Origin of the sequence: Halorussus marinus (assembly GCF_004765795.1) — an archaeon.
Taxonomy (GTDB): Archaea; Halobacteriota; Halobacteria; order Halobacteriales; family Haladaptataceae; genus Halorussus; species Halorussus marinus.
Window position 1 is genome coordinate 77,647 of record NZ_SBIV01000007.1, and the last position, 25,349, is coordinate 102,995.

A 25,349-nucleotide genomic window follows, 5' to 3' on the forward strand; every position below is an offset into this window, starting at 1 on the left:
GGGGTGGTTGGCTGTCGAATCCGTCTGAATGGTCGATGATCCATCTCCCTACGGCCAGAGCCCCCGCGCCTCGTGGGCTTCAGCGATTCGTGAGAGTGCGACAATATAGGCAGCATCGCGCCACGTGACGTCGCGGTTCTCGTATTCGTCTTTGACTGCTCGCCAGGCAGCCTGCATCTCCGCTTCGAGTTCATCGTTGACTCGTTCGAGCGACCACGCTCGCCGATTAATGTCCTGGAGCCACTCGAAATAACTCACCGTGACACCGCCTGCGTTGGCGAGAATATCGGGAATCACGGCGACATCCCGGTCGGCGAGAATCGAATCAGCCGTAGACGTCGTCGGGCCGTTCGCGCCCTCGACGACGAGATCGGCGGCGATTGCTTCCGCGTTCTCTTTCGTGATCACGTTCCCCAGGGCGGCCGGAATGAGGACATCGACGTCGAGGGTGAGAAGCTCCTCGTTCGAAATCACGGTGTCCGCGTACGTGGTGACGGCTTCCGGCTCTTCGTCGTGGGACGGAACTGAAGCTGTATCGATTCCGTCCGGCTCGTACATCGCTCCATTCACATCGCTGATCGCGACGATGGTCGCGCCCCACTTGTCGAGGAGTCGGGCCGCATTCGCTCCGACGCTCCCGTACCCCTGAACTGCCACAGTGGTCTCATCGAGCGGCTGGTCGTAGTACTCGCAGACCAACTGTGTGATGATCGCAACGCTCCGTCCGGGGGCTTCTTCACGCCCTTCGCTGCCGCCGACCACTGGCGGTTTTCCGGTGACGACGCCCGGTGTTGTCTCGCCTTCCTGCATCGAGTACGCGTCCATCAACCACGCCATCGTCTGCGGATCCGTCCCCATATCCGGAGCGGGGATATCTTGGTTGGGCCCGATAACGTCGCGAATTTCTTGTGTGAACCGACGGGTGAGCCGCTCCTTCTCTTCCGGACTCAGCTCCTTCGGGTTGACCGCGACACCACCCTTGGCTCCGCCGAACGGGAGGTCCATGACGGCGCATTTCCAGGTCATCCACATGCCGAGGCCAACACACTCGTCTCTGGTCACGTCGGGGTGGTATCGCAACCCGCCCTTGTATGGCCCTCTGACGCTGTCGTGCTGCGCGCGGTAGCCCGTGAACACCTCGACCGTGCCGTCATCCCGTTCGATGGGGATCGTCACCTCGTGGACCTTTTTGGGATATTTGAGCCGTTCGACGATGTTCTGGTCGATATCGAGATAGCTGGCAGCATGGTACAACTGGCGGCGGGCGGTTTCGAGTGCCGATTCGGGTTCGGTCGAATCTGCCGCCTCGTCGCCTGACTCGTCGTGGGTGCTATCAGATTTCGATGCCATGGTCATTCGAGCGGCATTCGACGGTTTCGCATCGGGCCGCTACAGTCGGGACACTGGCCCGGGCTATCCTCCGCGATGATGATTTTGCCACATTCGAAGCACTCGTAGGGGGTTTCTTCGTCTGATTCAGGGTCGACATCTTTCATTGTGAGTTCACGAGTGCCGCCAGGCGGAGTGGCGCACTCTATAAGGTGTAATAAGTGTATAAGGAAATACTCGGCAGTTGATTACCAAACAGCACTCCAACCAGTGGATTTGTTATTGAACTGTCTCCGCTTGGGCCGCCACCGGGAGATTGTTCTCTTCGAAGAGTGCAGCAAACAGTTTCCGTTGGACGGTCCGCGCGTGTTGATAGAACGCGGGTGGGGAGATGCCGAGTGTCTCCGCTACGTCTTCGCCCGTGCTCTCACGGGGCGACTCGAAGAACCCACTGTAGTACGCCGTCTGGATCACCTCCAGTTGCCGCTCCGTCACTGAATCGAGGAACTTCGAGTAGAGATTGTGTTCTGCGGTCTGATCGAGCGTCTGCTTGGCACGGAGTTCAGCGCCAGCGAACGTCTCACGGACGAGCTGCGTGATCGTTCGGACGTCGATGCTGTCCGGGATATCGATGACGAGCGTCGTCGTGGTTGGATCAGCGGTCGCTTCGCGGAAGACGGCACCGTGATCGGCCAGCTCCAAGGCGAGGAACGGTTGTGTGAGCCGGAGCCGTAGAACACCCCCCTCGCCGTCCGCGCTGATCTGCTGCACGTCGTCGATACCGACCAGTTGCGAGGCCGCGTCTGCCACGTCAGTTACCGCCCGGTCTTCGACGGTCACGAACACGTAGCTGCCTTCCGTGGACTGCTGGACGCCACCCTGATACGAGAGGGTGCACTCCGCCTCCGCTGCGAGCCGTGAGAGGACAAACTTCGGGTCCTCGATGGTGAACTCGACACATGTCATCGACGTCGTGAGCAACGCATTCTTCCGTTCGATCGCACTGAGAGCGGACGCGATGGTTTCGCCGAGTTCTCCCAGGACGGCCTTCGCCGTCTCGTCGAACGCATCCTGGGTCGGTGCGTACACCGTCAACACACCGTGGGTAAGGTCGTTGTACACGAGCGGGATGCTCAATACGGACAGGTAGTCCCGGGAGATGGCGTCTTTCCGCCACGCCTCGTCACGGAGACCAGCAGCGACGTTCGTCACCATCGTCACGTCGCCAGTGGCTGCGGTTTGTCCGGCCGGTTCTGCACCCGATGCCTGGACGGCGAACGACTGACTATCCAAGTACCCCTGTTCGGTCCCGGCCCAGGCACGAGGCTCCAAGGTGTCGGTCGTCGGATCGATCGTCCCGATCCAGGCGAACCGGAACCGGTCGTCGGCGGTCAGCAGTTCACAGACCGTGTGATCGATTTCCTCGCGCGTCTCCGCCTGTACGAGAGCCTGATCGATTTCCCGTATCGTCTCGTTGATGCGGTTCAGGGCGGTCAATTGCTCGTTTTGCGTCTGGAGTGTTCGGTCCTGTTCCCGGAGTCGTGATTCCCGTGTGACGCGGTCGAGGGCTGCTTCGGCAGTAGCCGCGAGCAGATCGGCCAACTCTCGCGTCACCTCATCGAATGCACCGACCTGGTTCGAGCCCGCAACGAACACCCCGTGGTTGCCGAGCGGGATGTAGGCCGCAGTTCGGAGGTCAGTTGCTCGATTTTCGAGCCGATCTGCGTCGTGAACGTCGTCGAAGAACAACGCTTCGTCTTCAACGAAACTGTAGCTCGGGAGCGTTTCCCCGTCGGCGTGCACGGTCGGGAGTGGGCCGTTCAGCTCGGTCATCGTCGCCGAGTGGGCTGCGGGTCGAAGATTGTTGGCCTCACCGTCGAAGAGGTAGACCGCACTCGCATCGAGAGTGAGCACACCAGGTGTGTCGTCGACGACGTGCTGGGCGATTTCTTGGTGAGTTTCGGCGTAGAGGAAATCGCGGGCCGTCTCGTGGAGCGTGGCGAGTGCCTCTTCGCGTTGCTTGCGTTTCGTGATGTCCCGACAGCTGAAGAGGAGAGTCCCGTCCTGGATCGAGACTTCGCGCACGTTGACGAGGAGCGTGTGCTCGCGCCCGGCTTTATCGGTCGCCGTCGTCTCAATGTTCTTGAGGACGCCGTCTTCCGCGAGTTCCTCCCGGTCGAAGAGGTCGTCGCCGAGGAGGTCATTGATCGTTCCGAGATTCCGGATCTCGTCGACGGTGTAGCCGAAGATGAAGTGGACGTTGGGACAAACGTAGGTGTACTCGCCGGCTTCGTCCGTGATGAGGACGGTATCGGTCATGTTGTTGAGCGTGACCCGGTGCAGTTCTTCGGACTCTCTGAGATTCCGTTCGAGATCGACGCGCTCGGTGATGTCGACGCCTTCGACGACGATAGAGACGAGATCGCCGCGCTCGTTTTCGACCGGGCGCACGGAGAGATCGATAACGCGCGGATCATCGACGTCTGGCAGCTGTGGGACGACCGCGTTGCCGAACGTCCCGTCGAGTGCTTTCTCCACGAGTTTTTGGACATCCGTGTTCGTTGTACCAGCTTGTGACCACCACGGAAGCGTCCAGAACGGTTCGCCGACGAGCGTGTCGATGGCTTCATCGACCATCTCTCGTGCTGTTTCATTCACACGGGCAAGTGCACCATCCGGGTCGAGCACCCACGTCGCAGTTCGCGAATCGTTGAAGATCGCGTCGAACTGTCTGGCCCGGTCCCGTCGCGTGGCCGACCGCTGTGCGGCCCGGATCGCACGCTCGGTTCGTTCGATGAGTCCGTCGGTCATCTGTGCTGGCGGGTCCGAGAGCGCGATGTAATCGGTGACACCGGCTTTGATGGCCTCGCTGGCGATGGCTTCGCTCCCGGCAGTAGTCCCGAGGAGGACCGGGAGCGCAGGCGATTCCTCGCGGATTTCTCGGAGGAGGTCGAGTCCGGTTGTCTCTTCGAGTGCGTACTCGGTAATGAGGCAGTCCGTAGGGTGCGTCCGGATGATGTCGATTGCCTCCGTCTTGGTTCGAACGTGGTGTACGCTGGCATCAGTCCGTTTCTCGAGCGTCGTGGCGAATTGTGTGAGCCAGTCGTCTGTCCCGACGAGCAACACCGTCGACGCATCCAGAATGGGTGGGGTAGCGGTCATTATTCGACCATTGAGGGACGGCGAATGGTCCTCTCGGTGCCGATGCGAACTCGCCTCCAGCTCCGGTACTGGCCCGGATCGGAATGTACGTCCATTGCTAGTTAACTATCTAACCGCCCCGCGCCAAAGACGTTTGTTGTTTAACCCCTTGCGATAGGGGGCGCGCTACGGAATATGAAAACGCGATTATCGGGACTTTTCGCGGTCGACCGACTCTTCCCGATTTCAGCGTTCCGCTATCCAACCAGACTCTCGAGGAATGACTACCCGACCTCCCACCACCCAGCCCGAAGACGCCACGAGCAAGGAACCGCAACAGCAGCGCCAGTCGGCGTGGAGACTCGTCGCTGGAGCGAGTCTCATCTCGACGGGGCTCGCTGCCTATGAGATCGTCCCGGCGAGTGTTACCCCGCTCATTCGCGACGCACTGAATATTGGGCCGACGATCGCAGGGTTCCTGGTCGGGGTCATGTTCGGCACCGCGGTGATCGCAAGCCTCCCAGCTGGAGCGGTGCTCGACCGGACGGATTCCAGGACTGCGATGGCACTCGCAGTGCTGACACTCGTTGTCGCCGGGACGTGGGGATGGATCGCTGGGCGGCGAGGGGACTATCGATCTGTGATCGCGTCACGAGCGCTTGGTGGGGTCGCCTACGTCGTCGTCTGGAACGCTGGCATCGACATCGTGAGTCGGGCAGCGACCAGCGAGAATCGAGCGACTGCTGTCGGCATCTTCACTGCGAGTGGCCCGATCGGATTCGCGCTCGGTCAGGGGACCGGGCCACTGATTGCGCATCGGTTCGGGTGGCCCGCCATCTTTGTCGCATTCACCGGCCTCACGGTCGTCGGCCTCGTCCTGTTCTGGCCGGCCAGTCGCGGACTCGGAACGAGCCAGGGGGACGCTCCCTCAATTCAAGAGTTCGGTGCGGTCCTCCGGAACCGGAGTGTCTGGTCGGTCGGGCTGCTCGGCTTTCTCGGCTATTCATTATACCTATTCGTGAATAGCTGGGGTGCGTCGTATCTCACCGCCGAACTTGGCCTGTCACTCGCAGTGAGTGGCCTCTTGGTGGCAGTATTCCCCGCAATCGGGGTGGTCTCCCGGATCAGTAGTGGTCTCCTGTCTGATCGTGTCTTCGGTGGCCGTCGCCAACCCATCGTCCTCGGATCCTTCGCAGTTGCGGCTCCGCTCGTGCTCGTCTTTACGCGGTTTCGGTCGCTGCCCCTACTCGTCGCGCTCCTCCTCCTCACTGGATTTGCGGTCCAGTTGACGCTCGGCCTGTCCTTTACGTACGTCCGGGAGGTGGTTGATTCGCGGGTCGCCGCGACAGCGGTCGCGTTCCAGACGAGTATTGGGTTGGCAGGCGCGTTCCTTGCCCCGATTGCAGGCGGGGTTGTTGTCGATCTGGCCGGCTTCGATACGGCGTTCCTCCTCGCTGGACTTCTCGCTCTCTGCGGGATCGCAGTCGCGTGGCGAGCACCTGAGCCAGCGCGTTTGTAGCAAAAACTTCGCTATCGAACGGGGTCGACACCTGAGAGCACAATCACAGCTACGACGACGTGACCCGGTCGCTGCTGAGTCTCACCTGGGACGCTCATCACGGCCGCGAATCACTCGTTGAGGCCACCTTCTCGGTGTCTGGATGCTTGAGAAGTCCTTTCCAGTCGCTACTGAGGCATACGACTCCTGCCAATCCTTGAGATTAACCATCGGCCTGCCGGTGCCGGCGTACCTGCTCTGGATTCGGCACCCACGGATGGGCATCCCAGCAGTGGAGGGCGTGCTCTCGTGGTGTTTCGAACAGCGCCTCGCATGACCCACACACGTAGGTGGTTTCGGGCCAGCGTTCGGTGACGAACATCGCGGTCACCGTCGTTCTGACCGGGTCTGGGGCGGTCGCCCGCCGAACGTAGTTGTACCCGATCGTCGTCCGTCGACGAATAGCTGACCGCACCAGCCGTTCGGGCGATCTCGGTTGGCTTGTCCTCGGGGAGATACACCCAGCGAACGAAGTCGTCGACCGATTTCTTGGCTGAGGGCTGGAGGATGAACCATCGCTCGTGGTCATCTCGGAATAGGTAGCGTTCGGTCCCCCTGTTTTGGAGGTATATTGGGTCACCCCTGCCCGGTACGAGCCGTAGTCCGAGCGACGGCGATACCGGTTTCAAAAGCTGGTCGACGACCGATGGGCCGTCATCTGTCTGGCTGTCCGAATCAGCCTCCGCTACGAATTCATCGAGACTGGCATTCGTGGTCACGGGGACCACCTCCCGAGTGAGGCCTGTTCCCGGTCGGACTCAGCTGGAACTTCGCAGAGAAACCGCCACTTTGGCTGCTCTCGGATCTGCTTATCGGGGCGATTTCCCGCTTGGCCGGGGTCCGTTTTACCGGCACAGTGCCAGCCCTTGTCTCTGAGCGCTTTGATCATCGAGCCGTCGAAGTCGGCTCGCACGAACGTCAGCAGGAGCCGAACGCCTCGTCGCCGACCGTGCCGACGCACGAATCGTTCCATCGACCGGGCGAGGGCGGCAGAGGCGAGATTGGGGAAATCGACGCCGATGCAAATCCGTGCTGCCTCGACGATTTCGTCACCCTCGAATCGCGTCCCGTCGTACTCCAGCGAGCGAATCAGCGGATAGCGCCACGTAATCGCACCTAGTAGCTGGTCCTGGTAACAGAGTCCGTGATGGACGAGATTCGTCCGGGGGATATCGTCCATATAGGAGTGATGCGCTTCGTAGATCGCGCCGGCGACGTGGCGCGGGATCGATTCGATATGGACGCGCTCTGCGAACCCCAAACCGAGCGGCGCCGTGACCGGCTGGCCTTCCCGATGGATGGGACACGAACACCCATCGGGGGTAGGCGTATACTGGAAGCCGGTACTCCGTATTTGGTCTAGAGAGTGAGTTTCGGTCACGAGTCGGTGTCGTCGGTGCGCTCCTGTCGGTCGTTGTATCGCTCCAGTTCGCGCCCGATATTCTCGAGCGCCTCGACACCTCGTTCGAGGAGCTGGTGGGTGGCTCGCGCCAGTCGAAGCGTCTCCATCAGTGCTTCCTCTCCGGGGGTTCGATGAGGTCGTTGCTCTCTTCGGCGAGTTCCCGGATTACCTGTTCCACGTCAGCCTCTTCGGCAACCGTCCGATGTGCGAGCGGGGCAGGATATGCACGGTCGCCCTGACTGCAGAGCACGACCAGCCACTCGTCGCTTCCATCCCCGAGTACGATGTAGTGGTCGCGATCAGCGCGCTGGAAGACCCGCCGGTCCGGACGGGAGACGGTTCGCCAGTTCTCGGGGAGCGTCGGCGACGGCCGTCCGCCGTCGGGGAGGTCGACGACATCGTCGGGAGGGTCGCCATCGCGGCGTCGAGCTCCTCGCCGGTTCGGGGCCGCCTCGCGTGGGTCTCGACGAGGAATGTCGAACTTCTGCATCCACTTCGAGACCGTCTGTTGTGTACAGCCTAGTTCATCCGCGATCTTGACCGTGCTCAGCTCCTGTTTCCAGTAGAGTTCGTGGAGGAGCGATTCGTCTCGCCAGGGGTGATGTGCATCTGTCATAGCTGTGTTCGAAAGTGTCCGTTAAGGGACTCCCGCCCCCTTCAAGGGGGAAATAAACCTCTCTGCCGCAGTAATGGCGGCTGTTCAAGCGGCTCTTTGACTCTCCAGAAAGCGTTTATCAGCCGCTTGAAAACAGGGAACTATGCGCCGCCGCACTGTCCTCGCAAGTCTCACTGCCGGCATCGGATCACTTGCCGGGTGTAGTACAACGCTCGGCGGGACAACGGAGACACCGACTACGACACCAACCGAACAGCCAACTGAATCACCGACACCGACCTCCAATGATCCCAGTGAAAACGAGGAATGGGAGCTCGGGGCCGCGAGCATCATCGACCTGACGACAGCCAACCGTACCTATGCACTTGCGCCTCTCCGCTATCGCTCCGACGATGGCGCAAGCATCAGGATGCGGTTCTCGTCGACGGCGACATCGGAGGGACCTGCGACGGTCGAAGCAACGCTCACCAACGAGAACCCCTTCGAGAACACATTTCGGTTGGACTGGACGCCCCCTTTCGGGCGACTCTTTAGCGATATCCCCCATCCGATGGGAGAACGGAGTGGCGACTTTACGTATCGTGTCGGGTTGATATTTGCTCCGACGGCGAACCACGATCTCGTCGAGGATCCGCCTGACATCCAGCGTGCCGACGATGGCTACTGGCGACTTGCCTCTGATACAACCCCGGAACTCCCCGAGCGAGTTCGCCTTTCGCCGGGTGAAACTATCCATGGAGAGTACGCTCTGGTCGGTCGCGCCGAAGGGGTGGGACGTGGACGGCCACCAGGCGTCTACGAGTTCTCCCGAGCGGGCGAGCGGCCGCTTCGAGTGGCTGTTTGGCCGACCGACTCGCCCGGCCCAGCCACCGACTCGCAGTTCGCAGGCATGTCGGTTCCTGCGCTTCCGGGTGACAGCGATACGGCATGGTTCCACAACGCTGACGCGAGTTCACCGACGTTCGTCCGCCCAAGCACCGAGCAGACGAGTTTACCAGCCCGTATCGAGTTCACGTTCATTAATCGGGCTCGGGAGGCGGTGGGGTGTGGCCACTGGAACGTCTACAAACTTCAGGGTGGAGAATGGTTCCACCTCGGTCCGTACGTTCAGGATGCTGTCTGCCATCGCCTCTCACCCGGACATGCAGAAACCTGGGCTCTGCGGGCTGCGACTTCCGAGATGGCTCCGTGTGAGGCGCAGAGCTATCCGTTCCTCGGCGGCGGACGTTACGCCGCCGTCGCGGGCTACGGCCACGCGACAGCCCAAAGTGGAGCCCTCGTCGAGATTGACGCGCCACCAGTGACTGTCGTCCCGACCGATGATGTCACGACCCAGCGTGACAGCGGAACAGTGACGGCGACCTCGGATCGCTGGCGAACGGCTCCCGACTCTGAGGGACGTTCACGCGTGTCCCTTGTGCTCGAACCGGTAGGCAATGCTAACCGACGGCTTATCGCCGAACAGGTGATGCGCCGCCGCTATCGCGGGTATCGGAATACCCTCGCGTTTGTTGCCTCGGACGTGGAGCGTGTCGTCCTTCGCACAGACGACCGAACGGCTGACTGGACCGCTGGTTACGACGATGGGACAGCCCAGTTCCGATACGAAGAGCAAGCGTACCGCATTACGAAGCGTACACCCTGACTATTGTATCCGTTTCAGGGTTCGTATACCGGCTAGAATCAGCTCGATTTCGGGGTCAGAATCGGCGACACATTCTCGCGCCGGTTCAAATGCAAGTTATGGTGGGAGGTGACGGTCGTAGATATTCCGGCGATGCCCAACCGCCTCAACGATCAGGACATCCTCATCCCGGTCCCAGGTGATGATCGCACGATAGTCGCCAGCACGAAGCTTGTAGTATGGATACCCGGTGAGCTTTTCGAGACGATGAGAGGTCCAGTCCTTTGCTTCGTCGAGTTTCTTCACCAACCGCTCTTGGGCTTCCGATTCGAGCCCCTCCAGCAAATCGAGTGCTTTTGGCGTCCACTCGACCTCAGTCATCGATGCCCAGCCGGTCCTTCACGTCGTCCTGCGACACCGTCTCGCCCTGCTCCCGCTGTTTGCGGCTCTCGGCCAGATGATCCAGGGCTTCCTCGGACAGCTGCGTTGGCGGATTGACGGCGTCCCGAAGCGCGTCGCGGATGAACTCGGATTTGTTCGCGTAGCCACGCTCCTCCCAGACGTCGTCGACCTGTGCCAGCAGCGACTGTGGCACGCGGACGTTGATCTTCTCCATCTCACCGTCGCCGCCGGCATCGCTGTCAGTGCTCATATGCTGTGATACGCCTGTATCACGTAAGTAGCTTCGGTTGGATACGCGAACTGTGGTTAACGAGGTCGAGACTGCGTGCGAGGGAGAGCCGCCGATGCTCCGAGAAGTTCAGGACGACGGCTTGGCCGTCGACGCGGAAGCCGACGTATTCGACTGCGTCTCGGTGAGCCTGACCTGGCGATGCGACTGGAACCGATTCCGAACTGGCCATAGGTACATTCCCGTTCATTCGTTGCTCGCGGGCGGTTCGGTGACCCCCGCACCCCTCTCGGGGGCAATAAACACCACCAGCCCAGAATTGTCCTTGAGTTACAACGGATCCGCTGATTTGCTCTACGAGGGTGGAGCTGCTCAGACCATTTCCTGTTGGAGTAATTCCTGTAAACACGGGAGTCCCGAACGTTAACTACCGGGGAAGCATAGGTCTATGTATGACAATTACGACTGAGTTTTCCCTCAGTTCACCGTCTCTCCCGCTGGTCAGTATCACTGAGAGACTCCCACCGGACCAAATTGAGTGCGTCCATGGGCTCTGTTTCGAACAGGACGCCCGGATGTTCATCGTCAAAATCGATTCCGATGTCAACGTTTCAGAAGCCGACTTGGAATCGCTGGACGAAGTCCAAGAGGCGACAACGATCGGCTACGCGGGCGAGCAAACCGTCCACAACCTTACGATAGACCTCGCCGACGCGATCTCGGAAGTATTCAGTGGTGGCAGTTCCGTAGCGGCCAAACTCGAGCCGACCGTCGTCACACCGGACGGATGGTACGAAAGGAAAGTGTACAAGGACCGTGATGCGTTCATGGAGTCCCGGATCCGCTGTGAGAACTACGGGATCTCGCTCGACCTCATCTCGATGACCTCCACTTCCGCTGCATCGGACGATGCTATCCCGTTTGGGTTGACTGAACGGCAATACGAGGCGCTGACACTCGCACTCTCTCGTGGCTACTACGAGAGCCCACGACAGACCTCGACTGAGGAGCTCGCTACGGAACTCGGCATCTCACAACCCTCGCTCTCGAGACTCCTCAGGCGGGGTGAGCGTCAGCTACTCTCTTCGGCACTCCAAACACAGGAGCACTTAAACACGGTTTCCAATTAGCACCGTCGCTATCTGGCCGTAGTCCCTCTGATTTTGTAGACAGAGACCTACTATGAAGACAGTTGAACTCAACAACGGTGTGGAGATGCCGATTCTCGGATTCGGCACGTATCAAATCGAGGACCTCGACGAGTGCGAACGAAGTGTCTCGGAAGCACTCGATACGGGGTATCGACTCATTGATACCGCGGCGGCGTATGGGAACGAGAAGGCGGTTGGGCGGGCAATCGAGAAGAGCGACGTGCCGCGAGACGAGGTGTTCGTTACGTCAAAACTCTGGGTGCAGGACACCGGCTACGAGGCTACGTTGGACGCGTTCGAGCGATCGTTGGACCGACTGGGCCTCGACTACCTCGACCTGTTTCTGATTCATCAGCCCTACGGCGACGTCCACTGTTCGTGGCAGGCTATGGAAGACCTCTACGAGGACGGCAAAATCAGGGCCATTGGGGTCAGCAACTTCCACCCCGACCGGGTGATGGACCTCATGGTCCACAACGACGTCGTCCCGGCAGTGAATCAGATCGAGACGCATCCCTTCTACCAGCGAACCGAGGATGCAGCATTCCTCGAGGAACAGGACATCCAACACGAGTCGTGGGGGCCGTTCGCCGAAGGCCAGAACAACATCTTCGAGCACGACGTGTTGACCACGATCGGAGGCCGCCACGGCAAATCCGCTGCACAGGTAGTGCTTCGATGGCTCATCCAGCGCGAAATCGTCGCCATTCCGAAATCGGTTCACGCCGACCGGATCGCCGAGAACTTCGAGGTCTTCGACTTTGAACTCACCGACGAGGAGATGGAGACGGTCGCCGAACTAAACGAGGGTGAAAGCCAGTTCTTCGACCACCGAGACCCGGGAATGGTGAAGTGGCTGGGGGAAGCTGAGCGCGAGACCTAAATCTCGATTACAGAGCGCTCCCTTCGGCCAGCACTCAATGTGACTGCGGTACGCATCGCTTACGGATACTTAAACGCGGTATCTCGTTAGCATCACGCCCAAGCGATTCACGTCCTTTGTTCAAACCGAGCACGACGATGGAATACACGACTCTTGCTTCGACCGGAATGGAGGTCAGCCGCATCTGTCTCGGCGGGATGAGTTTCGGCGTGAGCGACTTCCACGACTGGACGCTCGACGAGGAGGGCTCGCGCGAAATTATCGAACGCGCGATTGACCTCGGTATCAACTTCTTCGACACGGCCAACGCGTACTCAAATGGAGAGTCCGAGGAGATCATTGGGAATGTTCTCGGAGAGTACGACCGCGACGAACACGTCGTCGCCACGAAATGCTACTTCCCCACGAACCTCTTCTCCGATGCAGACGAACCGCACCCGAACGCGTCGGGACTCTCCCGGAAGACTGTCGAGCAAGAACTGGAGAATTCGCTAGACCGACTGGGGATGGATACCATCGACCTCTACCAGATCCACCGGTGGGACTACGAGACACCCATCGAGCAAACGCTGCGTACCCTTGATGACGCAGTTCGACGCGGGAAGGTTCGATACATCGGCGCGTCGTCGATGTGGACTCACCAGTTCGCCGAGGCACTGTACACCAGCGAGCACCTAGATCTTGAACAGTTCATGACGATGCAGGACCACTACAACCTCGTCTACCGCGAAGGCGAGCGGGAGATGTTCCCCTTCTGCGAGAAAGAAGACATCGGCGTCATCCCGTGGAGTCCGCTCGCACAAGGATACCTCACCCGCCCCCACGAAGAGATGACGGCGACGACCCGCGGCGAAGAGCTCACCGAGACGCACGAGGAATACCGGATGGGCGGCGGACCGGCCGTCAACGAGCGCGTCGAGGAACTCGCTGCGGAGAAGGGGGTGACGATGGCACAGCTCTCGCTGGCGTGGTTACTCTACCAGGACGTCGTTGATGCACCGATCGTCGGCACCACGAGCGTCGAACATCTCGAACAAGCCGTCGACGCACTCGATATCGACCTGACGGATTCAGAGCTAGAGTACTTGGAAGAACCGTACGAGCCCCTGCCGATTGCCGGCACTCCTGTCCCTGGGTCGGAAGCCAACTAGAGCTCGATGATCTGTGGCTTCAGTCACTCCATAATGAGAGAGAATACCCTACGTACTTCGGACGATTCGGAGATCGATAGAACGAGTCGGCGTAAACTGCTAGGGGCAGCTGCAGTGGCAGGAGGTGGCTTCCTTGCGGGATGTATACACCAGAGCGGGTCCGAGACGGAAGAGCAGAATACCCCCTCCCAAACTGCGGATGAGGACAGCGTACTGATCGTGTTTTTCTCTCGTACGGAAAACACCCAAGCTGTCGCTGAAATCATTCAGCAAGAAGTGGGTGGAGAGCTGTTCGAAGTGTTGCCGGCAGACCCGTACCCCGTCGATTACGACACGCTCGTCTCACAGGTAGACCAAGAAAACGAAGAGGGCTACACCCCGCCTCTCCAATGTAACGTGGAGAATATCGAGGCGTATGACACCGTATTTTTCGGTGCCCCGACGTGGGATATGCAGTTGCCACCGCCGATGAAGACCTTTCTGAGTGAACACGATTTGGGCGGGAAGACTGTGGTCCCGTTCAATACGAATGGTGGGTATGGCGTCGGGAGTAGCTTTCAAACGATAGAAGACCGCTGTCCAGATGCCGATGTACGGGAGGGCTTCTCCACGAGGGGTGGGTTGGAGAGAGATGGTGTGTACCTGGCAATCAAAGACGATCGGCGGGAGGAAGTCAGGGCGGAAGTGACTGAGTGGTTACAGAGGATTCAGATGTAACCTCAGCCTTGCCGGTGCCGCGGCCGCACCCCTCTCATGGAATTGTTGCGTCACCGAAGTCGAACCGTTTCACCATCATACTCGAGAATATCCTTCGTGACCAGTCGCTCAATCGCGTCATTGACGGCGTCCTCTTGATCGCCAGAAAGCGCCCGCACATTCGAAAGGGCCCGCTCTTGAATTGCTTCGACGCCGTTGATGCCCTCGTCAACAGCTTTCAATATGGTGTACTCGATCTCGAATGCTGTCGCGAACGTTTCGATGCGGTCGATGAACGCATCCGGGAGCCCGGACAATGAGTTCACCGCTATTTCGATTGCGAATAGCGGGTGGGAGCGGTCACGGATCTGTCGTGCTTCAGTGGAGCCAGTATTGAACGGTCGCTGATCGTCAATCTCCGTCAGAATCACCTCATAGTCTAACCCACGCTGGGCATACGTTCGCATATCTTCGATGTCGCGGCGTCGGCCACTCCCCAGATCTCCGCCGGAGACCGCTTTTAGCAGAAACATATCCTCATCGGAGAGAATGTGTGCTGTTGCGTGACGGCCGGTCCAGAACTCTTCAGCCCGGTCGTGCATTCGGTCGGTGATCCACACTTTCCCGACGACCTGCCGTTCGAAGAGGTCAATCTGGAGTCCACGCTCTGCGTGATGCAGTTCGACGGTTTTCCCGACGCCCTCAAACGACTCTGTTGGCTCGCCGACCACTGAGAATCCCTTGGATGTGAGCGTCTGATAGACGTGTTCGAACTCAGAGACCACACCAAGCGCGAGGTCGATATCCTCCGTCTGGTCTTTCAACCCGTGAACTGTCATCGCCGATCCCCCAAGGAGATACACAGTTACGGACTCTGACAGCCAGCTGTCGAACTCTTCGAGAAACGCCCTGATTGCCTCGCTACCACTAAATACAGTCATGCGACTCCGTACTGCTCTTTGAGTGCCCTGAATTCTGCTTCACTCGGGAGGACGACAGGAAGGTCCTCAGCGATGTCGAACTCTCCTTGGAGTGACCGATACATCGCAGTCACCGTAGACTCTAGACCATACCACTGCGAAGTCCTTGTCAGCGTCTCTTGGCCGATGTCCGATGTCTCGATCAAGAGCATTGCATAACTGACACGGCGGGACCCGCTATCGAGGACGAGCGTGTGGCACACTACGTCGGCAGGTGTGAGTTCCATGTCTGGAGCATACCAGAACGCGGGTTCGCCAGCGAGGAAAAATTGCAGGCCGTACTCGGCAAACCGAGCAAGCCCGGTCAGTTGCCAGTCGGTGGCGCCCTCGAGTGCCTCCGTATCCTCGGCTGTCTGCACGCGGACGAGTGCTCGCTTCGGATCACACCATTCGACGGTCGCACTCGGTGCAAGTCTTCGGACGCGCGACCGGTGCTCGTGCCGGACGACTGCACGAGCGAACGTCAGCAGCGGCGAGAGGTCCTCACTCAACGCGTACTCCGGGCCGGAGGGGGATAGCATCGAGCGATGTTTGAGCGGTGACAGCGCCTTGTGGGCGCCTTGCCGAGTAATCTTGAGTCGCTCAGCAATCTCAGACACACGTCGGGGCTCGTCGAGATACCAGCATACCCGGAGTGTAGCCGGCGAGAGAAGGTCGGGCCATTCGACGTGTCCAAGTTCGGATCGAAGGGCCCGGTACGCTTCGACGACTGGGTGGTCTGTGAGGGAGACCTCCCGCTGGTTGTTTGCCCCACGGTGTTCGGCGAGCAACCCCGATTCGAGTAGCTTGTCGAGTACGTCGTAGAGATGAGTCTGCGAATATTCGGTTTCCATCGCGAGATCAGCTGCTGTGGCTTCCCGGCCGGTGCTCAACGCGTCGATGACGGCGAGTCCAGCCTTAGTGAGCATCTGTGTCTACTGTAAGAACCATACCTATAAATACGTTTGCTGATTTAGGTTGACGACAATCGATTCAACAACGATTCGTCAATGCGATCTGCGAGCGCAGTCTCCAATGATCTGTTGAGTTACTATCTGAATGGGGAGCGAACATCGCTAAGCCAGATGTGACACCTCATCTGGTTCCTCCACATCGTCGAATTCGCCACGTTCGACCGGCTCCCAGTCCTCATTTGGCTTCGGACTCCACCAGTCGACCTCATAGTCGTCTGGGGCACCGAGGACCTTCACCCGTGCCGACCCATCGGGTAGGTCGCGACGGAGCTTCTCGTCGACGTGGAGGTTCCACGTCGAGTGGGTGTCGAAGCAGGCGAGGACGGCCTCCTCGTAGCCGCGTGTCTCTCGGGATTCTTGGAGTTCGACCTGCGTGTTGCAGTTCTTGCAGAACACACCCTCGAACAGAATGTGACTGAATACCTCGTGCCCGCAGACGGGACACCAGAGGAACTCGAACAGTGCTTCGCTGTGACGGTCGATAACTTCCAGACTCATCTGTGAACCTGGCCCGATTGAGACGGGCCACCCCTCTCGGCCCAAAAATAAACGCCCTCGCAGATGCACCCTTATCAATCAGCGCTCGGCGCCGTACACGATTCTCGAGGATGCTTCGTACCCACAGCTCCGACACTCAAACCAGCGCTGAACTTTCGCGCCGTCAGCCGTTTTCCCACCGATTGCCACGTCGCTACTCGGACACTCGGGACAGCTCAGCTCGGGCGCTGGCCGGTCACGGAGCTCGTCACGGAACGATTTCGCGTCTTTCGTCTCGTACCCCCGCGACCACACCGGGTAGCCGTCGACGAGGATTGCGCCACGCCACTTGTAGCGGTACGAGTCCGGGGCTCGGTGTAGGACAGCCCGAGCGCCGGTCTCCGTATTCCGGTATGCGAGTGTGGGCGTGCGGCTCTCGCGCTTCCAATTTGTGATCCGGGACATCTGTTAGAAGTGGACGTCGGCGGGCACGATCCAGAGCTCCTCGCTCACCTCCAGCACTCGATCCAGGTGGTCACGGTGACGGATCCCGTTCGCGTATTCGTTGTACAGGAAGATCGTCGGACCATCGTACGCACCGACCTTGTGGAAGGCGTGCCGGGCGAGGTCCTCGTCGCGCATGATCTCCTCGTCGGAGAGCTCGTCGATGGCCTCCTTCACCCGGCTGAGATTCCGCTCGAACTCCTCTTTCGTCGCCTCCCAGCCACGCTCAAGCAGGTCTTGGCCGTCATCGGAGTCGATGGGGGCTGCAGTCGGCAACTCACCCCATCGCGCCTTCCCCGCAACGGACGTATCCTCCTCATCGAACGTGATGTAGTAATCGAAGACGGCGCCGGCGTGTGGGTCCGCGCCGACCAGGCGGTCGAACACCGTCTTTCCGGTGGCCAGTGCGTCGTCGTGGGTCGATTCTTCTACCAGAGCGTAAATTACCATGTGCATCTCGAACACCTCGAAACGCCGACGCACCGGGAGTGATTGCTCGCTCGCTCCTGCTGCGCCGGCACCCATCGCCGGCGCTCGAAAAACTCTCCTCGTGACGGAGGATTCTCAGGCCTCGTCCGCTCGTCCGACAGTGATGGTCAGGTCGCCCGACGCGTAGTCAGCCTCGAAGTCGACCACGAACGCGTCCGCCTCGTAGGCGGCGTGGTAGGCGCGGTGGCGTTGGAGTGAGCCTGTCGCCTTGAAGTGGAAGAACGCGGCCGCCGTGTAGGGCTTGCTCTGTGTTTCGACCTGCGACTCGACGGATGCGGGGCGCGCGATCTGGGGCGTCTCCGTGTCGATACTCGCAGCGAACTCCTTCGCTTCCTCGACGGTTGCTTGCGAATGTGCCGGTGTCTCGCCGGTGAGCACGTTCACCGGGGTTTCCGTCTCGTCGGTGAACAGGACGTCTTCGAAGGTATGTGTCCCGAGGACCGCCTCGGGATCCAACTCGCGGTCGTGAAACGGGTCGTCATCTGAGGTCATCGAATCACGAGCCTATGGCGGGGCTCACCCATTCCCGCCCCTGAAAAACAGCAGCTGCCACGAAGCAAATCATCTCTGTAGCTTCCGCTCCTCGAAGATGGAGGAGACGACTACCGGCGTCTGATCGTCATCATATGTGACTACTGGAGCTGACTTCCGAAAAATACCGATCGTGAACAGTGTTTTCTGTTCTTCGACGCGATTCAGGCGTCGAAGAACCGGTCGGGCGTCATCCGCGATAGGCGCATCGCGTTCCCGGTGACGCCGAGGCTCATCCCCATGTCGCCGACGATGACCGCGACCGCGACGCTCACCAGTCCCAGCGGGACGCCGAGTGCAAGCAGGGCTTTCACGCCGAGGCTCGACCAGATATTCTGGCGGATCACGCCGTTCGCCGTGTGCGACAGCCCGTAGAGATACGGCAGCTTGCCGATGTCGTCGCCCATCAGCGCGATGTCGGCGGTCTCGATTGCGGTGTCCGTTCCGGCCGCGCCCATCGCGATGCCGACCTCAGCGGTCGCCAGCGCGGGCGCGTCGTTGATGCCGTCGCCGACCATCGCCACGTCGCCGTACTCCGCCTGTAACGCCTCCACGGCATCGACCTTCTCGTCGGGCAATAGTTCTGCACGATACTCGTCGACGCCGACCTGTTCGGCGATCGCACGGGCCGTCCCCTCGTTGTCGCCGGTCAGCATCACGACATGCGCGACGCCGAGTTCGTGTAGCCGTGCGACCGCCCGTTCGGCGGCCGGCCGTACCTCGTCGGCGATGGCGATAATGCCGATCAATTCGGTATCCGTGCCGACGAGGACGACCGTCTTCCCCTCATTCTCGAACCGCGAGATCGCGCCGTCCTCGAGGTCGGCACAGTCCTCGCGTTCGCACTGTTCGTGGGCCACTTCGGCGACTGCGCCGCCGTCGGCACGGAGGTGGGCGTGCGACAGGTCGAAGCCCAACTCCTCGAAGAGGGCGGGCTTGCCTGCATAGTACGTCTCGCCGTCGATGTCTGCGCTGATCCCCTTTCCGGTGATGCTCTCGAATTTCTCGATACTCGGCACGTCATCGCCGGCATCCTTTTCGGCGCGTTCGAGTATCGCCTCGGCGATTGGGTGTTCGCTTCGCTGCTCGAGTGCAGCCGCGTGCTGGAGTACCGTCTCGTCGTTCGTACCGCCAAGCGCTACGACGTCCGTGACCGCGAGTTCGCCCTTGGTGAGGGTACCAGTCTTGTCGAGGGCGATGGCGTCCACCTCGCCCATCGCTTCGAGGTGGTTGCCGCCTTTGATGAGGACACCGTTCTTCGCGGCACTGGTGATCCCCGACACCACGGAGACTGGCGTCGAGATGACAAACGCACACGGGCAGGCGATCACCAGCAGAGTAAGCCCCCGAATGAACCACGCCTGCCAGTTACCAGTGAAGGTATGTGAAAAGCCGGCGAGACCGAGGGTTGCGCCCCCGTTGATGAGCAGCGGCGGGAGCGCGGCGGTCAGAATCGCAAAGGCGACGACTACCGGCGTGTAGTAGCCAGCGAACCGGTCGACGAACTGCTCCTTCTCGGTCTTTTGCTCCTGTGCGCCCTGCACCATTTCGATGATCTGTGAGAGCGTCGATTCCGAGGCGGGGGCAGTAGCCTCAAATTCGAGGTAGCCCTCTTCGTTGATGCTGCCGGCATATACCTCGTCGCCGACGGTCTTGTCGACGGGGACGCTCTCGCCCGTGATCGGTGACTCGTCGACCGCACTTCCGCCGTCGACGACGGTGCCGTCGAGCGGAATCTTGTCGCCGGGGCGGACGATGACGGTCTCGCCGACGTCGACCTCGTCGGCGGGGACGGCGACCTCCTCCCCGTCGCGGCGGACTGTCGCCTCGTCGGGCGACAGCTCCATCAGCTCGCGCAGGGAGTTCCGTGCCCTGTCCATCGCGTAGTTCTCGAGGATTTCGGCAGTGCTGAACAAAACAGCCAGCGTCGCCGCCTCGACAAAGTAGCCGATGCCGGTCGCGGCGATGATCGCCGTCCCCATCAGCAGGTCGATATCGAGACTCAGGTTCTTCGCCGAGTAGTACCCGCCGCGAACAACCGGGACACCGCTGGCGACGGTTGCCACGAGGAAGAGTACGTCCGCAATGTGAAGCGGGTAGTTGAGGACACTTGCGATGGCGATGTTCTGTCCTGCGAGGAGGAACTCGAAGAGGAGCCCGACGGTGAGGAACGCCGCTCCAATCCACGTCTTCTTCGCTCGCGGGCTCGTCCACACCTCTGACGGGGGAGCAATCTCCATCCCGCCCTCCGATGTCTCTTCGGTGTTGTGTCCACCGTTGACGACCTCGTAGCCTGCGTTCTCGATTGCCTGAATAACCTCCGCCTCGGTCGTGCGGTCGGAATCGTAGGTGACGCTGGCTGTCCCGGTTGTCGGTTGGAGCGTGGCGTCGACGACACCGTCGACGCGCTGGAGGCTCTTGTCGACCTTTTGGGCACACGAGGGACAGTCCATTTCGGGGACGGTGAGGCGGGCGGTCAGCTCCCGTCGCTGTCCGCCGCCGCTCGCTGGCCCCGTTGTATCCGCATCCGGGTTCTCTGTCATCACCTTACGGTAGGAGCGGGAGTTCGATATGTCTTTGTTGGAATATTCCAAACCCGTGCGTTAGCGCGATGCCAGCCGTTCTTCCGTGACCCGCTCGCCGGCAACATGTTGCTTCGCCAAATGTTCTTCCGCCCGACGGAGTCGGTAGGTGAGTGTTGACCGCGGCACGTCGAGATGCTCGGCGAGCTCGCCGACGTCGACCTCGCGGGGCGACTCGTAGTAGCCGTGTTCGACCGCGGCCTGAAGCGCGGCCTCCTGGGCTGGCGGGAGGCCGCTCGGTGTCCCGTCGCGTCCCCCAGCTGCTGTCGTCGTGTCCGCTGTGCGAAGCATCTCCATCTGGGCGCACTCCCCGACGGCGACCTCAAGCGCGTCGAAGAACGCCGCCACGTCGCCATCGCCGGAGTGGATGAGTCGCCACGTGTAGTGGCGACCCTCGTGACGAGTCTCGAACAGCACGCCGTCGCCGAGGTGGTCGCGAGCGATGTGGGGGACTGAGGCGCAGGTAGGGGTGCGCTCCCAATCTGAGTAGAGGATGAGCGCGTCGTCCGTGCGGTCGAGGACGCGGGTGGTCTGTGTGGCGTTGCAGTCCTCGGTGGCGAGACAGTCAGCGTAGTAGTCGCCGTTGAGAAAGGCGTCCTCGATGGCGTTGAGCGCCTCAGGCGTACCGGTGGCATGGTCGACCCGCCAGAGACGCTCGGCAGTGGCGTGCAGCGAGAGCGAGCGAACGCGAGCGTCGGGGTGGTCGGCGAGAGCGTCCGCCACCCTGTTGCAGCCGGGCTCGTATTCGAGAGCGAAGACGAGTTCGCGCATACCCCGTCTAAGGTCTGCTACGACATAACCCATGGCCTGCAGCGTTGTCGACCAGTAGACCTCAGATTACGTCGTCAGGGTCGTGAACTTCCTGCATTCGCTGTGCTTCGGCCGCGTATTGCTCTTGGAGGTCGGGGTCATCGACCATGCCAAGATTGCCGGGTTCAGCATCGACTGCTGCTGTCGTGTCTCGGACGTCGGTGAAGGACGTGAGTGCGCGTTCCTTCCGATAGTACTGTTCTCCATCGGGCGTCGCGTAGGTGAGGATGATCAGGTTCTGTTCGTCATCGGAGTACGTTCGTTCGACAAGCCAGACACGAAGACCGTCTTCAGATTGATTTGACATACTTGTGTGTTCCCCGGTATCCACTAAGGGATTGGTGTTACGGCTTGCCGAGACTCGCTGTCTCGAAGGGTGATTCTTCGGTCGGAATGAGCAGCTCCTGTCGGTCTCCGACTCGCTCAGCGAGCTTCCGTTTCAGGTACTGTCTCGCCGTCGACGGCGTGAAGACGCCCTTGTCGAGCATATCGCCGACGACGTCTTTGAGGGCCGCGAACTGGCCCTGCAGGTGGCCGTCGCCGACCGGCTCGCCGTCGTACCAACGCACCGTCGCAAGCGCGCCGTTCCCGACTGTTTCTCCCTGTTCGACCGTCTCCGAGTCGTACTGGAGGCCGAACCACAGCGTCCGATAGGCGGCCACCTCGAACGTCGTCGACACCACGAAGAACGCCTCGTGGTGGAGGTAGTCGAGGTGGTCAGCGACGATCTCCTCAAGGGTGAGCCCGGTGGCGCGGGGCTTCAGCTCGACGACCGTCGACGGTCGATCCTCGTCAGCGAGGTAGCCGTCGATCGCATCTGCCTCAAGGCCATCGGCCAGTTCAGCCAGCAGCTGTTTCGCCCACTTGGAGTCGGTGTCGTCGCCACCGAACGGCGACTCAGCCGAAATTCGGTGCTTGAGCTTGAGATTCGCTGCACCCCAATGAGAGTAGTGGAGCGTGTACTGTCCGTCAGTTCGTTCGTACGCAACGAGTGCGCGGTGGCCCATTGAACAATCACCTCGCAGGACGACCCACGACTGGATCGCCCCGCACCCCTCCCGGGGGACGAACAACGCTACTCGTCGATCAGGTCGGGGGAACTGAGGTCCGCGTACAGCACCTCACCGTCGCGGACGACGTACCGTTTCGCCAGCACGGGAAATCGGCACTTGGTAAATCCGGCTGTCTGGATGTCGAATTCTTCGTCCGGTTCGAGATACTCCGCGAGCGACCGGAGGAACTCGTGGGTGACGATGCCACCGTCGTAATCAGGAAGACCGTTCTCACGAGCCTCGTACACTTCGAAGCTGTCGTAGCCCCAGATGATCAGTTCGCCGTCGTCATCCACCTCCCAGTTGAGCGTCCCGAAGCAGTGGTTCTCACAGAGTTCGCGGACTTCCTGTGGATCCGATACGAGCGCGCCGGTCGATGTCGTTGCGGCTTGGAGTGTTGCCATGGGTTGTTCTCGGGAGCGGTCTCGCGCCCCCGCACCCCTTCAGGGGGGGCGAACAACCACTCACGCTGTGACGGCCACAGGACGCTGCGTTGCCGACGCGTCGTGCTGTCAGGATTCTTCGTTGGCGTCACCGTCCGCCGTCGTATCCGGTCGGGTGAGGAGCTCTACCTGCTCTAGAAGCGTCGTTGCTGTGCTGATCCGCTCTCGATCGACGGACTCCAATTGCTCGCCGTCGATACTGGTGAGATTGTTGAGCGCGCGGTGCAGCCGGTAGCCGGGTGTGTCGCGTGGGTCCATATGTGCGCCTCCGCCAATTCTCGGCGCCGAAAAACACCGGCGGGTAGTCAGCAGGTGTGGTATCGTCGGGTGGTCGCGAGCTGGCTTCTGTTAACCAACAACTTCGAGCCGACACCAGAATTGTTGGTTAATTTGACGTCATCTTTACTGACCGGCTTCGGGTTCGGGTCCATAGCGGGGCGTGCCGCACCGCTGACAGCCCCACATTGGCTGCCCGGTCCACTCGTCATCGGGGATAGCCTCGAATTCGCGGAATCGATGCTTAGTCTCCCGATCACACTCTCGACACTCGAGGTGGGTTCTGTTTGGACGCTCGCGTCGTGGCTGTTCGGTATCGGTCTTGTCAACGGATTCCTGGAGCGCAATCGCTGGCACCAGCCAGAGGTCGTCTGCGTCCTCACGTAGGCTTGCAAGACGATCTTCGGAGCGAACCCCACCCCCGGTTTCCTCGTAGAGAAACGTCGCGTGCTCACCGTCGTGACGGGGCTGCGTCGTCTCTGTCCACGGTGTCCGGTTGCGAGCGGACGCGAGCAGCTGATTACCACATTCAGACGTGACCCGTGTCGCCGAGGGGAGCGAGGGCCACTGATCAACAAGCTGTGGGGCCGGTTCCTCGTCGAGATCGTAGATTAGCTTGCAGTCATCGACTACTGGGTCATCATCTGCCTTCGCGAGGAGGGTCGCCGCAGCAGATCCCTTCCCGACGGCGGCGTAGAACGTTGACGCCTCGACGAGCAGCTGGATGACGTGGAGGAGAGTCCGTTCGGCATTCGCTGTGTCCTGGCCGTCGGCTCCTTCGAGATGGTTCGTGAGACAGAATCGGCACTTCGACTGGCCAGCGGGGATCGACGCTCCACAGGAAGCGCACTCGGTCTCATCTGCTGTCGGGCCATCTGGATAGTCCGTGTCGACGCCACCAGAGCGTTGCCGCCGGGGCTCGCCACTACTACTGGCGAGTTGATCGTCGGGAACGTGGGTCGCTTCACCGAGCGGTCGGAGGGCTTCGTAGTCGGCGTACTGGTCGGTCATAGAGTATTCTGGCCGTATCATGCTTCGTCTTCGGGTTTAAACAATAGCTCTCACATCAATCATCCTACAGGTACACAATCGAAAATCAGCAGTGTGGGCCTTAGACAGCCAGTTCGTCCAGCGCGTCGCGGTGGGTCCGCACGGTGACCACCGAGACGTTCGCAACGTCAGCGACGTCCGATTGGGTGAGCCACCGTCCGTCTTCGCGTCCGGCCTTGTACAGACAGGCTGCGGCGAATCCGGATGGCCGAACCCCCGTGGTTGTTCCGGTCGATTCGGATGCTTCCGCCAACTGCCGAGCCCGCTGCCGGATCTGATCGGAGACGTCGAGCTCCGATGCCAACCGTGGAATGAACGCACTGGGCGTCACGGGTTGGGCCGGCAGGCCAAGTTCCGTGTTCAGCGTCGTGTATGCGTTCGTCACCCGCGATTGCTCGACGCGCGCCGACTCGGTGATGTCGTCGAGCGTTCGCGGCCGCCCGTTACACCGACACGCGCCGTAGACACTCGCGGCGGCCATCGCCTCGATCGACCGGCCCTGCAGGAGGTCCTCGTTCTGAGCGCTGCGGAAGAGCTGGCAGGCCTGGTCACGGATCGTCTCGGATAGTTCGAGCGCACTACTGATCCGGCGGACTTCACTAAGCCCGTGTGCGAGGTTGCGTTCGGCTTTCGACTGAAACCGCCCACGCGTCTGTTCACGGCGCATCCGAGCGAGCCGCCGTCGCTTCTGTCCTGAGAGTTCGTTCCCGTTCGCATCGGTCCCGTGGCCGATCTCCGTCGACAACCCACGATCGTGCCGCGCCGCTGTCAACGGAGCACCCGTGCGCTCCCGTTCGTCTTCGTCGAACCCTCGCCACTCTGGCCCGTGGTCGATCCGCTGCTCGTCGACGACGAGTCCACAGTCCTCGCAGACGGTTTCAACCGCGTTGGTTGTAACTTGCCCGTTACACTCGGGACACTGCGTAGCATTCGAGTCGGTCTGGACGTCTTCGTCGAACGTCGTTTCGTAGATCTCTCTGGTTGCCATGGATACTCACGAGGGGACTCACGCGGATCGCG

At 60.7% G+C, this 25,349-nt stretch carries 27 protein-coding genes and 1 pseudogene; 6 read left to right on the forward strand and 22 right to left on the reverse strand.

Annotated elements, in window-relative coordinates; translation table 11 throughout:
* Nucleotides 1–48: 48 nt before the first annotated feature.
* The 3 genes from gdhB to EPY72_RS14230 all read right to left on the reverse strand — a co-directional run bounded on the left by gdhB (nucleotide 49) and on the right by EPY72_RS14230 (nucleotide 4,491).
* Nucleotides 49–1,350: a glutamate dehydrogenase GdhB gene (gene gdhB, locus EPY72_RS14220; protein WP_202614594.1), complete on the reverse strand. Its 1,302-nt coding sequence runs from the start codon at nucleotides 1,348–1,350 to the stop codon at nucleotides 49–51.
* A gap of 2 nt (nucleotides 1,351–1,352) precedes the next feature.
* The gene (locus tag EPY72_RS14225; RefSeq protein WP_135806867.1) at nucleotides 1,353–1,496 is read right to left on the reverse strand and encodes a rubrerythrin-like domain-containing protein; all 144 of its coding nucleotides are present in this window, start codon (nucleotides 1,494–1,496) and stop codon (nucleotides 1,353–1,355) included.
* A gap of 112 nt (nucleotides 1,497–1,608) precedes the next feature.
* Entirely contained in the window at nucleotides 1,609–4,491 is a 2,883-nt protein-coding gene (locus EPY72_RS14230; protein WP_135806868.1) for a bacterio-opsin activator domain-containing protein, read from the reverse strand.
* Between the two features lie 259 nt (nucleotides 4,492–4,750).
* On the opposite strand from EPY72_RS14230, the gene EPY72_RS14235 reads away from it, so the two are divergent.
* Nucleotides 4,751–5,989: an MFS transporter gene (locus EPY72_RS14235; RefSeq protein ID WP_135806869.1), complete on the forward strand. Its 1,239-nt coding sequence runs from the start codon at nucleotides 4,751–4,753 to the stop codon at nucleotides 5,987–5,989.
* Nucleotides 5,990–6,743: 754 nt separating this feature from the next.
* Here the strand turns inward: EPY72_RS14235 and EPY72_RS14245 are convergent.
* The 3 genes and pseudogenes from EPY72_RS14245 to EPY72_RS14250 form a co-directional block, all read right to left on the reverse strand.
* The gene (locus EPY72_RS14245; protein ID WP_229774172.1) at nucleotides 6,744–7,289 is read right to left on the reverse strand and encodes a hypothetical protein; all 546 of its coding nucleotides are present in this window, start codon (nucleotides 7,287–7,289) and stop codon (nucleotides 6,744–6,746) included.
* A gap of 116 nt (nucleotides 7,290–7,405) precedes the next feature.
* The gene (locus EPY72_RS19995) at nucleotides 7,406–7,537 is read right to left on the reverse strand and encodes a hypothetical protein (protein WP_259370036.1); all 132 of its coding nucleotides are present in this window, start codon (nucleotides 7,535–7,537) and stop codon (nucleotides 7,406–7,408) included.
* A pseudogene (locus tag EPY72_RS14250) lies at nucleotides 7,537–7,871 on the reverse strand (DUF6166 domain-containing protein); the annotation flags it as partial. The pseudogene EPY72_RS14250 and the gene EPY72_RS19995, both read right to left, overlap by 1 nt.
* 317 nt (nucleotides 7,872–8,188) lie before the next feature.
* Here EPY72_RS14250 and EPY72_RS14260 point away from each other — a divergent pair.
* The gene (locus EPY72_RS14260; protein WP_135806870.1) at nucleotides 8,189–9,691 is read left to right on the forward strand and encodes a hypothetical protein; all 1,503 of its coding nucleotides are present in this window, start codon (nucleotides 8,189–8,191) and stop codon (nucleotides 9,689–9,691) included.
* 96 nt (nucleotides 9,692–9,787) lie between these two features.
* Here EPY72_RS14260 and EPY72_RS14265 read toward each other — a convergent pair whose 3' ends face one another.
* Entirely contained in the window at nucleotides 9,788–10,051 is a 264-nt protein-coding gene (locus tag EPY72_RS14265) for a type II toxin-antitoxin system RelE family toxin (protein ID WP_058984726.1), read from the reverse strand.
* Nucleotides 10,044–10,322: a ribbon-helix-helix domain-containing protein gene (locus tag EPY72_RS14270; protein WP_135806871.1), complete on the reverse strand. Its 279-nt coding sequence runs from the start codon at nucleotides 10,320–10,322 to the stop codon at nucleotides 10,044–10,046. Before EPY72_RS14270 ends, EPY72_RS14265 begins: the two co-directional genes overlap by 8 nt.
* A gap of 431 nt (nucleotides 10,323–10,753) precedes the next feature.
* Between EPY72_RS14270 and EPY72_RS14280 the strand changes: the two genes are divergently transcribed.
* From EPY72_RS14280 to EPY72_RS14295, 4 genes are all read left to right on the forward strand, one after another.
* Entirely contained in the window at nucleotides 10,754–11,431 is a 678-nt protein-coding gene (locus EPY72_RS14280; protein WP_230892496.1) for a helix-turn-helix domain-containing protein, read from the forward strand.
* A 52-nt stretch (nucleotides 11,432–11,483) separates the two neighbouring features.
* Nucleotides 11,484–12,335 (forward strand): aldo/keto reductase, encoded by an 852-nt coding sequence (locus EPY72_RS14285; protein WP_135806873.1) that lies wholly within the window; start codon nucleotides 11,484–11,486, stop codon nucleotides 12,333–12,335.
* A 137-nt stretch (nucleotides 12,336–12,472) separates the two neighbouring features.
* Complete coding sequence (locus EPY72_RS14290) at nucleotides 12,473–13,486, forward strand: aldo/keto reductase (RefSeq protein WP_135806874.1); 1,014 nt, start codon at nucleotides 12,473–12,475, stop codon at nucleotides 13,484–13,486.
* A 33-nt stretch (nucleotides 13,487–13,519) separates the two neighbouring features.
* Nucleotides 13,520–14,203: a flavodoxin gene (locus tag EPY72_RS14295; RefSeq protein WP_230892493.1), complete on the forward strand. Its 684-nt coding sequence runs from the start codon at nucleotides 13,520–13,522 to the stop codon at nucleotides 14,201–14,203.
* 50 nt (nucleotides 14,204–14,253) lie between these two features.
* Here EPY72_RS14295 and EPY72_RS14300 read toward each other — a convergent pair whose 3' ends face one another.
* The 14 genes from EPY72_RS14300 to EPY72_RS14365 form a co-directional block, all read right to left on the reverse strand.
* Nucleotides 14,254–15,123 carry a hypothetical protein gene (locus tag EPY72_RS14300; RefSeq protein WP_135806875.1) on the reverse strand — a complete coding sequence of 290 codons (870 nt, stop codon included), beginning with the start codon at nucleotides 15,121–15,123 and terminating at the stop codon, nucleotides 14,254–14,256.
* Entirely contained in the window at nucleotides 15,120–16,070 is a 951-nt protein-coding gene (locus EPY72_RS14305; RefSeq protein ID WP_135806876.1) for a helix-turn-helix domain-containing protein, read from the reverse strand. The genes EPY72_RS14300 and EPY72_RS14305 overlap by 4 nt, the downstream gene beginning before the upstream one ends.
* A gap of 147 nt (nucleotides 16,071–16,217) precedes the next feature.
* Nucleotides 16,218–16,613 (reverse strand): DUF7567 family protein, encoded by a 396-nt coding sequence (locus EPY72_RS14310; RefSeq protein WP_135806877.1) that lies wholly within the window; start codon nucleotides 16,611–16,613, stop codon nucleotides 16,218–16,220.
* Nucleotides 16,614–16,691: 78 nt separating this feature from the next.
* The gene (locus tag EPY72_RS14315; RefSeq protein ID WP_135806878.1) at nucleotides 16,692–17,057 is read right to left on the reverse strand and encodes a DUF7568 family protein; all 366 of its coding nucleotides are present in this window, start codon (nucleotides 17,055–17,057) and stop codon (nucleotides 16,692–16,694) included.
* A gap of 3 nt (nucleotides 17,058–17,060) precedes the next feature.
* Entirely contained in the window at nucleotides 17,061–17,552 is a 492-nt protein-coding gene (locus EPY72_RS14320; protein WP_135806952.1) for a DUF7995 family protein, read from the reverse strand.
* Between the two features lie 108 nt (nucleotides 17,553–17,660).
* On the reverse strand, nucleotides 17,661–18,077 hold the full coding sequence (locus tag EPY72_RS14325) for a DUF8025 family protein (RefSeq protein WP_135806879.1): 417 nt from the start codon (nucleotides 18,075–18,077) through the stop codon (nucleotides 17,661–17,663).
* A gap of 203 nt (nucleotides 18,078–18,280) precedes the next feature.
* Nucleotides 18,281–20,659 (reverse strand): heavy metal translocating P-type ATPase, encoded by a 2,379-nt coding sequence (locus EPY72_RS14330; protein ID WP_135806880.1) that lies wholly within the window; start codon nucleotides 20,657–20,659, stop codon nucleotides 18,281–18,283.
* Nucleotides 20,660–20,719: 60 nt separating this feature from the next.
* The gene (locus tag EPY72_RS14335) at nucleotides 20,720–21,469 is read right to left on the reverse strand and encodes a helix-turn-helix domain-containing protein (protein WP_135806881.1); all 750 of its coding nucleotides are present in this window, start codon (nucleotides 21,467–21,469) and stop codon (nucleotides 20,720–20,722) included.
* A 61-nt stretch (nucleotides 21,470–21,530) separates the two neighbouring features.
* On the reverse strand, nucleotides 21,531–21,815 hold the full coding sequence (locus EPY72_RS14340; protein ID WP_049983734.1) for a DUF7967 family protein: 285 nt from the start codon (nucleotides 21,813–21,815) through the stop codon (nucleotides 21,531–21,533).
* A 37-nt stretch (nucleotides 21,816–21,852) separates the two neighbouring features.
* A complete protein-coding gene (locus EPY72_RS14345) occupies nucleotides 21,853–22,515 on the reverse strand; it encodes a DUF6735 family protein (protein WP_135806882.1) in 663 nt (220 codons plus the stop codon).
* A gap of 68 nt (nucleotides 22,516–22,583) precedes the next feature.
* The gene (locus EPY72_RS14350; RefSeq protein WP_135806883.1) at nucleotides 22,584–22,964 is read right to left on the reverse strand and encodes a hypothetical protein; all 381 of its coding nucleotides are present in this window, start codon (nucleotides 22,962–22,964) and stop codon (nucleotides 22,584–22,586) included.
* 108 nt (nucleotides 22,965–23,072) lie between these two features.
* Nucleotides 23,073–23,261: a DUF8012 family protein gene (locus tag EPY72_RS14355; RefSeq protein WP_135806884.1), complete on the reverse strand. Its 189-nt coding sequence runs from the start codon at nucleotides 23,259–23,261 to the stop codon at nucleotides 23,073–23,075.
* 144 nt (nucleotides 23,262–23,405) lie between these two features.
* Nucleotides 23,406–24,290, reverse strand: a complete 885-nt coding sequence (locus EPY72_RS14360; RefSeq protein ID WP_135806885.1) for a biosurfactant protein 1 — start codon at nucleotides 24,288–24,290, stop codon at nucleotides 23,406–23,408.
* 100 nt (nucleotides 24,291–24,390) lie between these two features.
* Nucleotides 24,391–25,317 (reverse strand): transcription initiation factor IIB, encoded by a 927-nt coding sequence (locus EPY72_RS14365; protein ID WP_135806886.1) that lies wholly within the window; start codon nucleotides 25,315–25,317, stop codon nucleotides 24,391–24,393.
* Nucleotides 25,318–25,349: the final 32 nt, after the last annotated feature.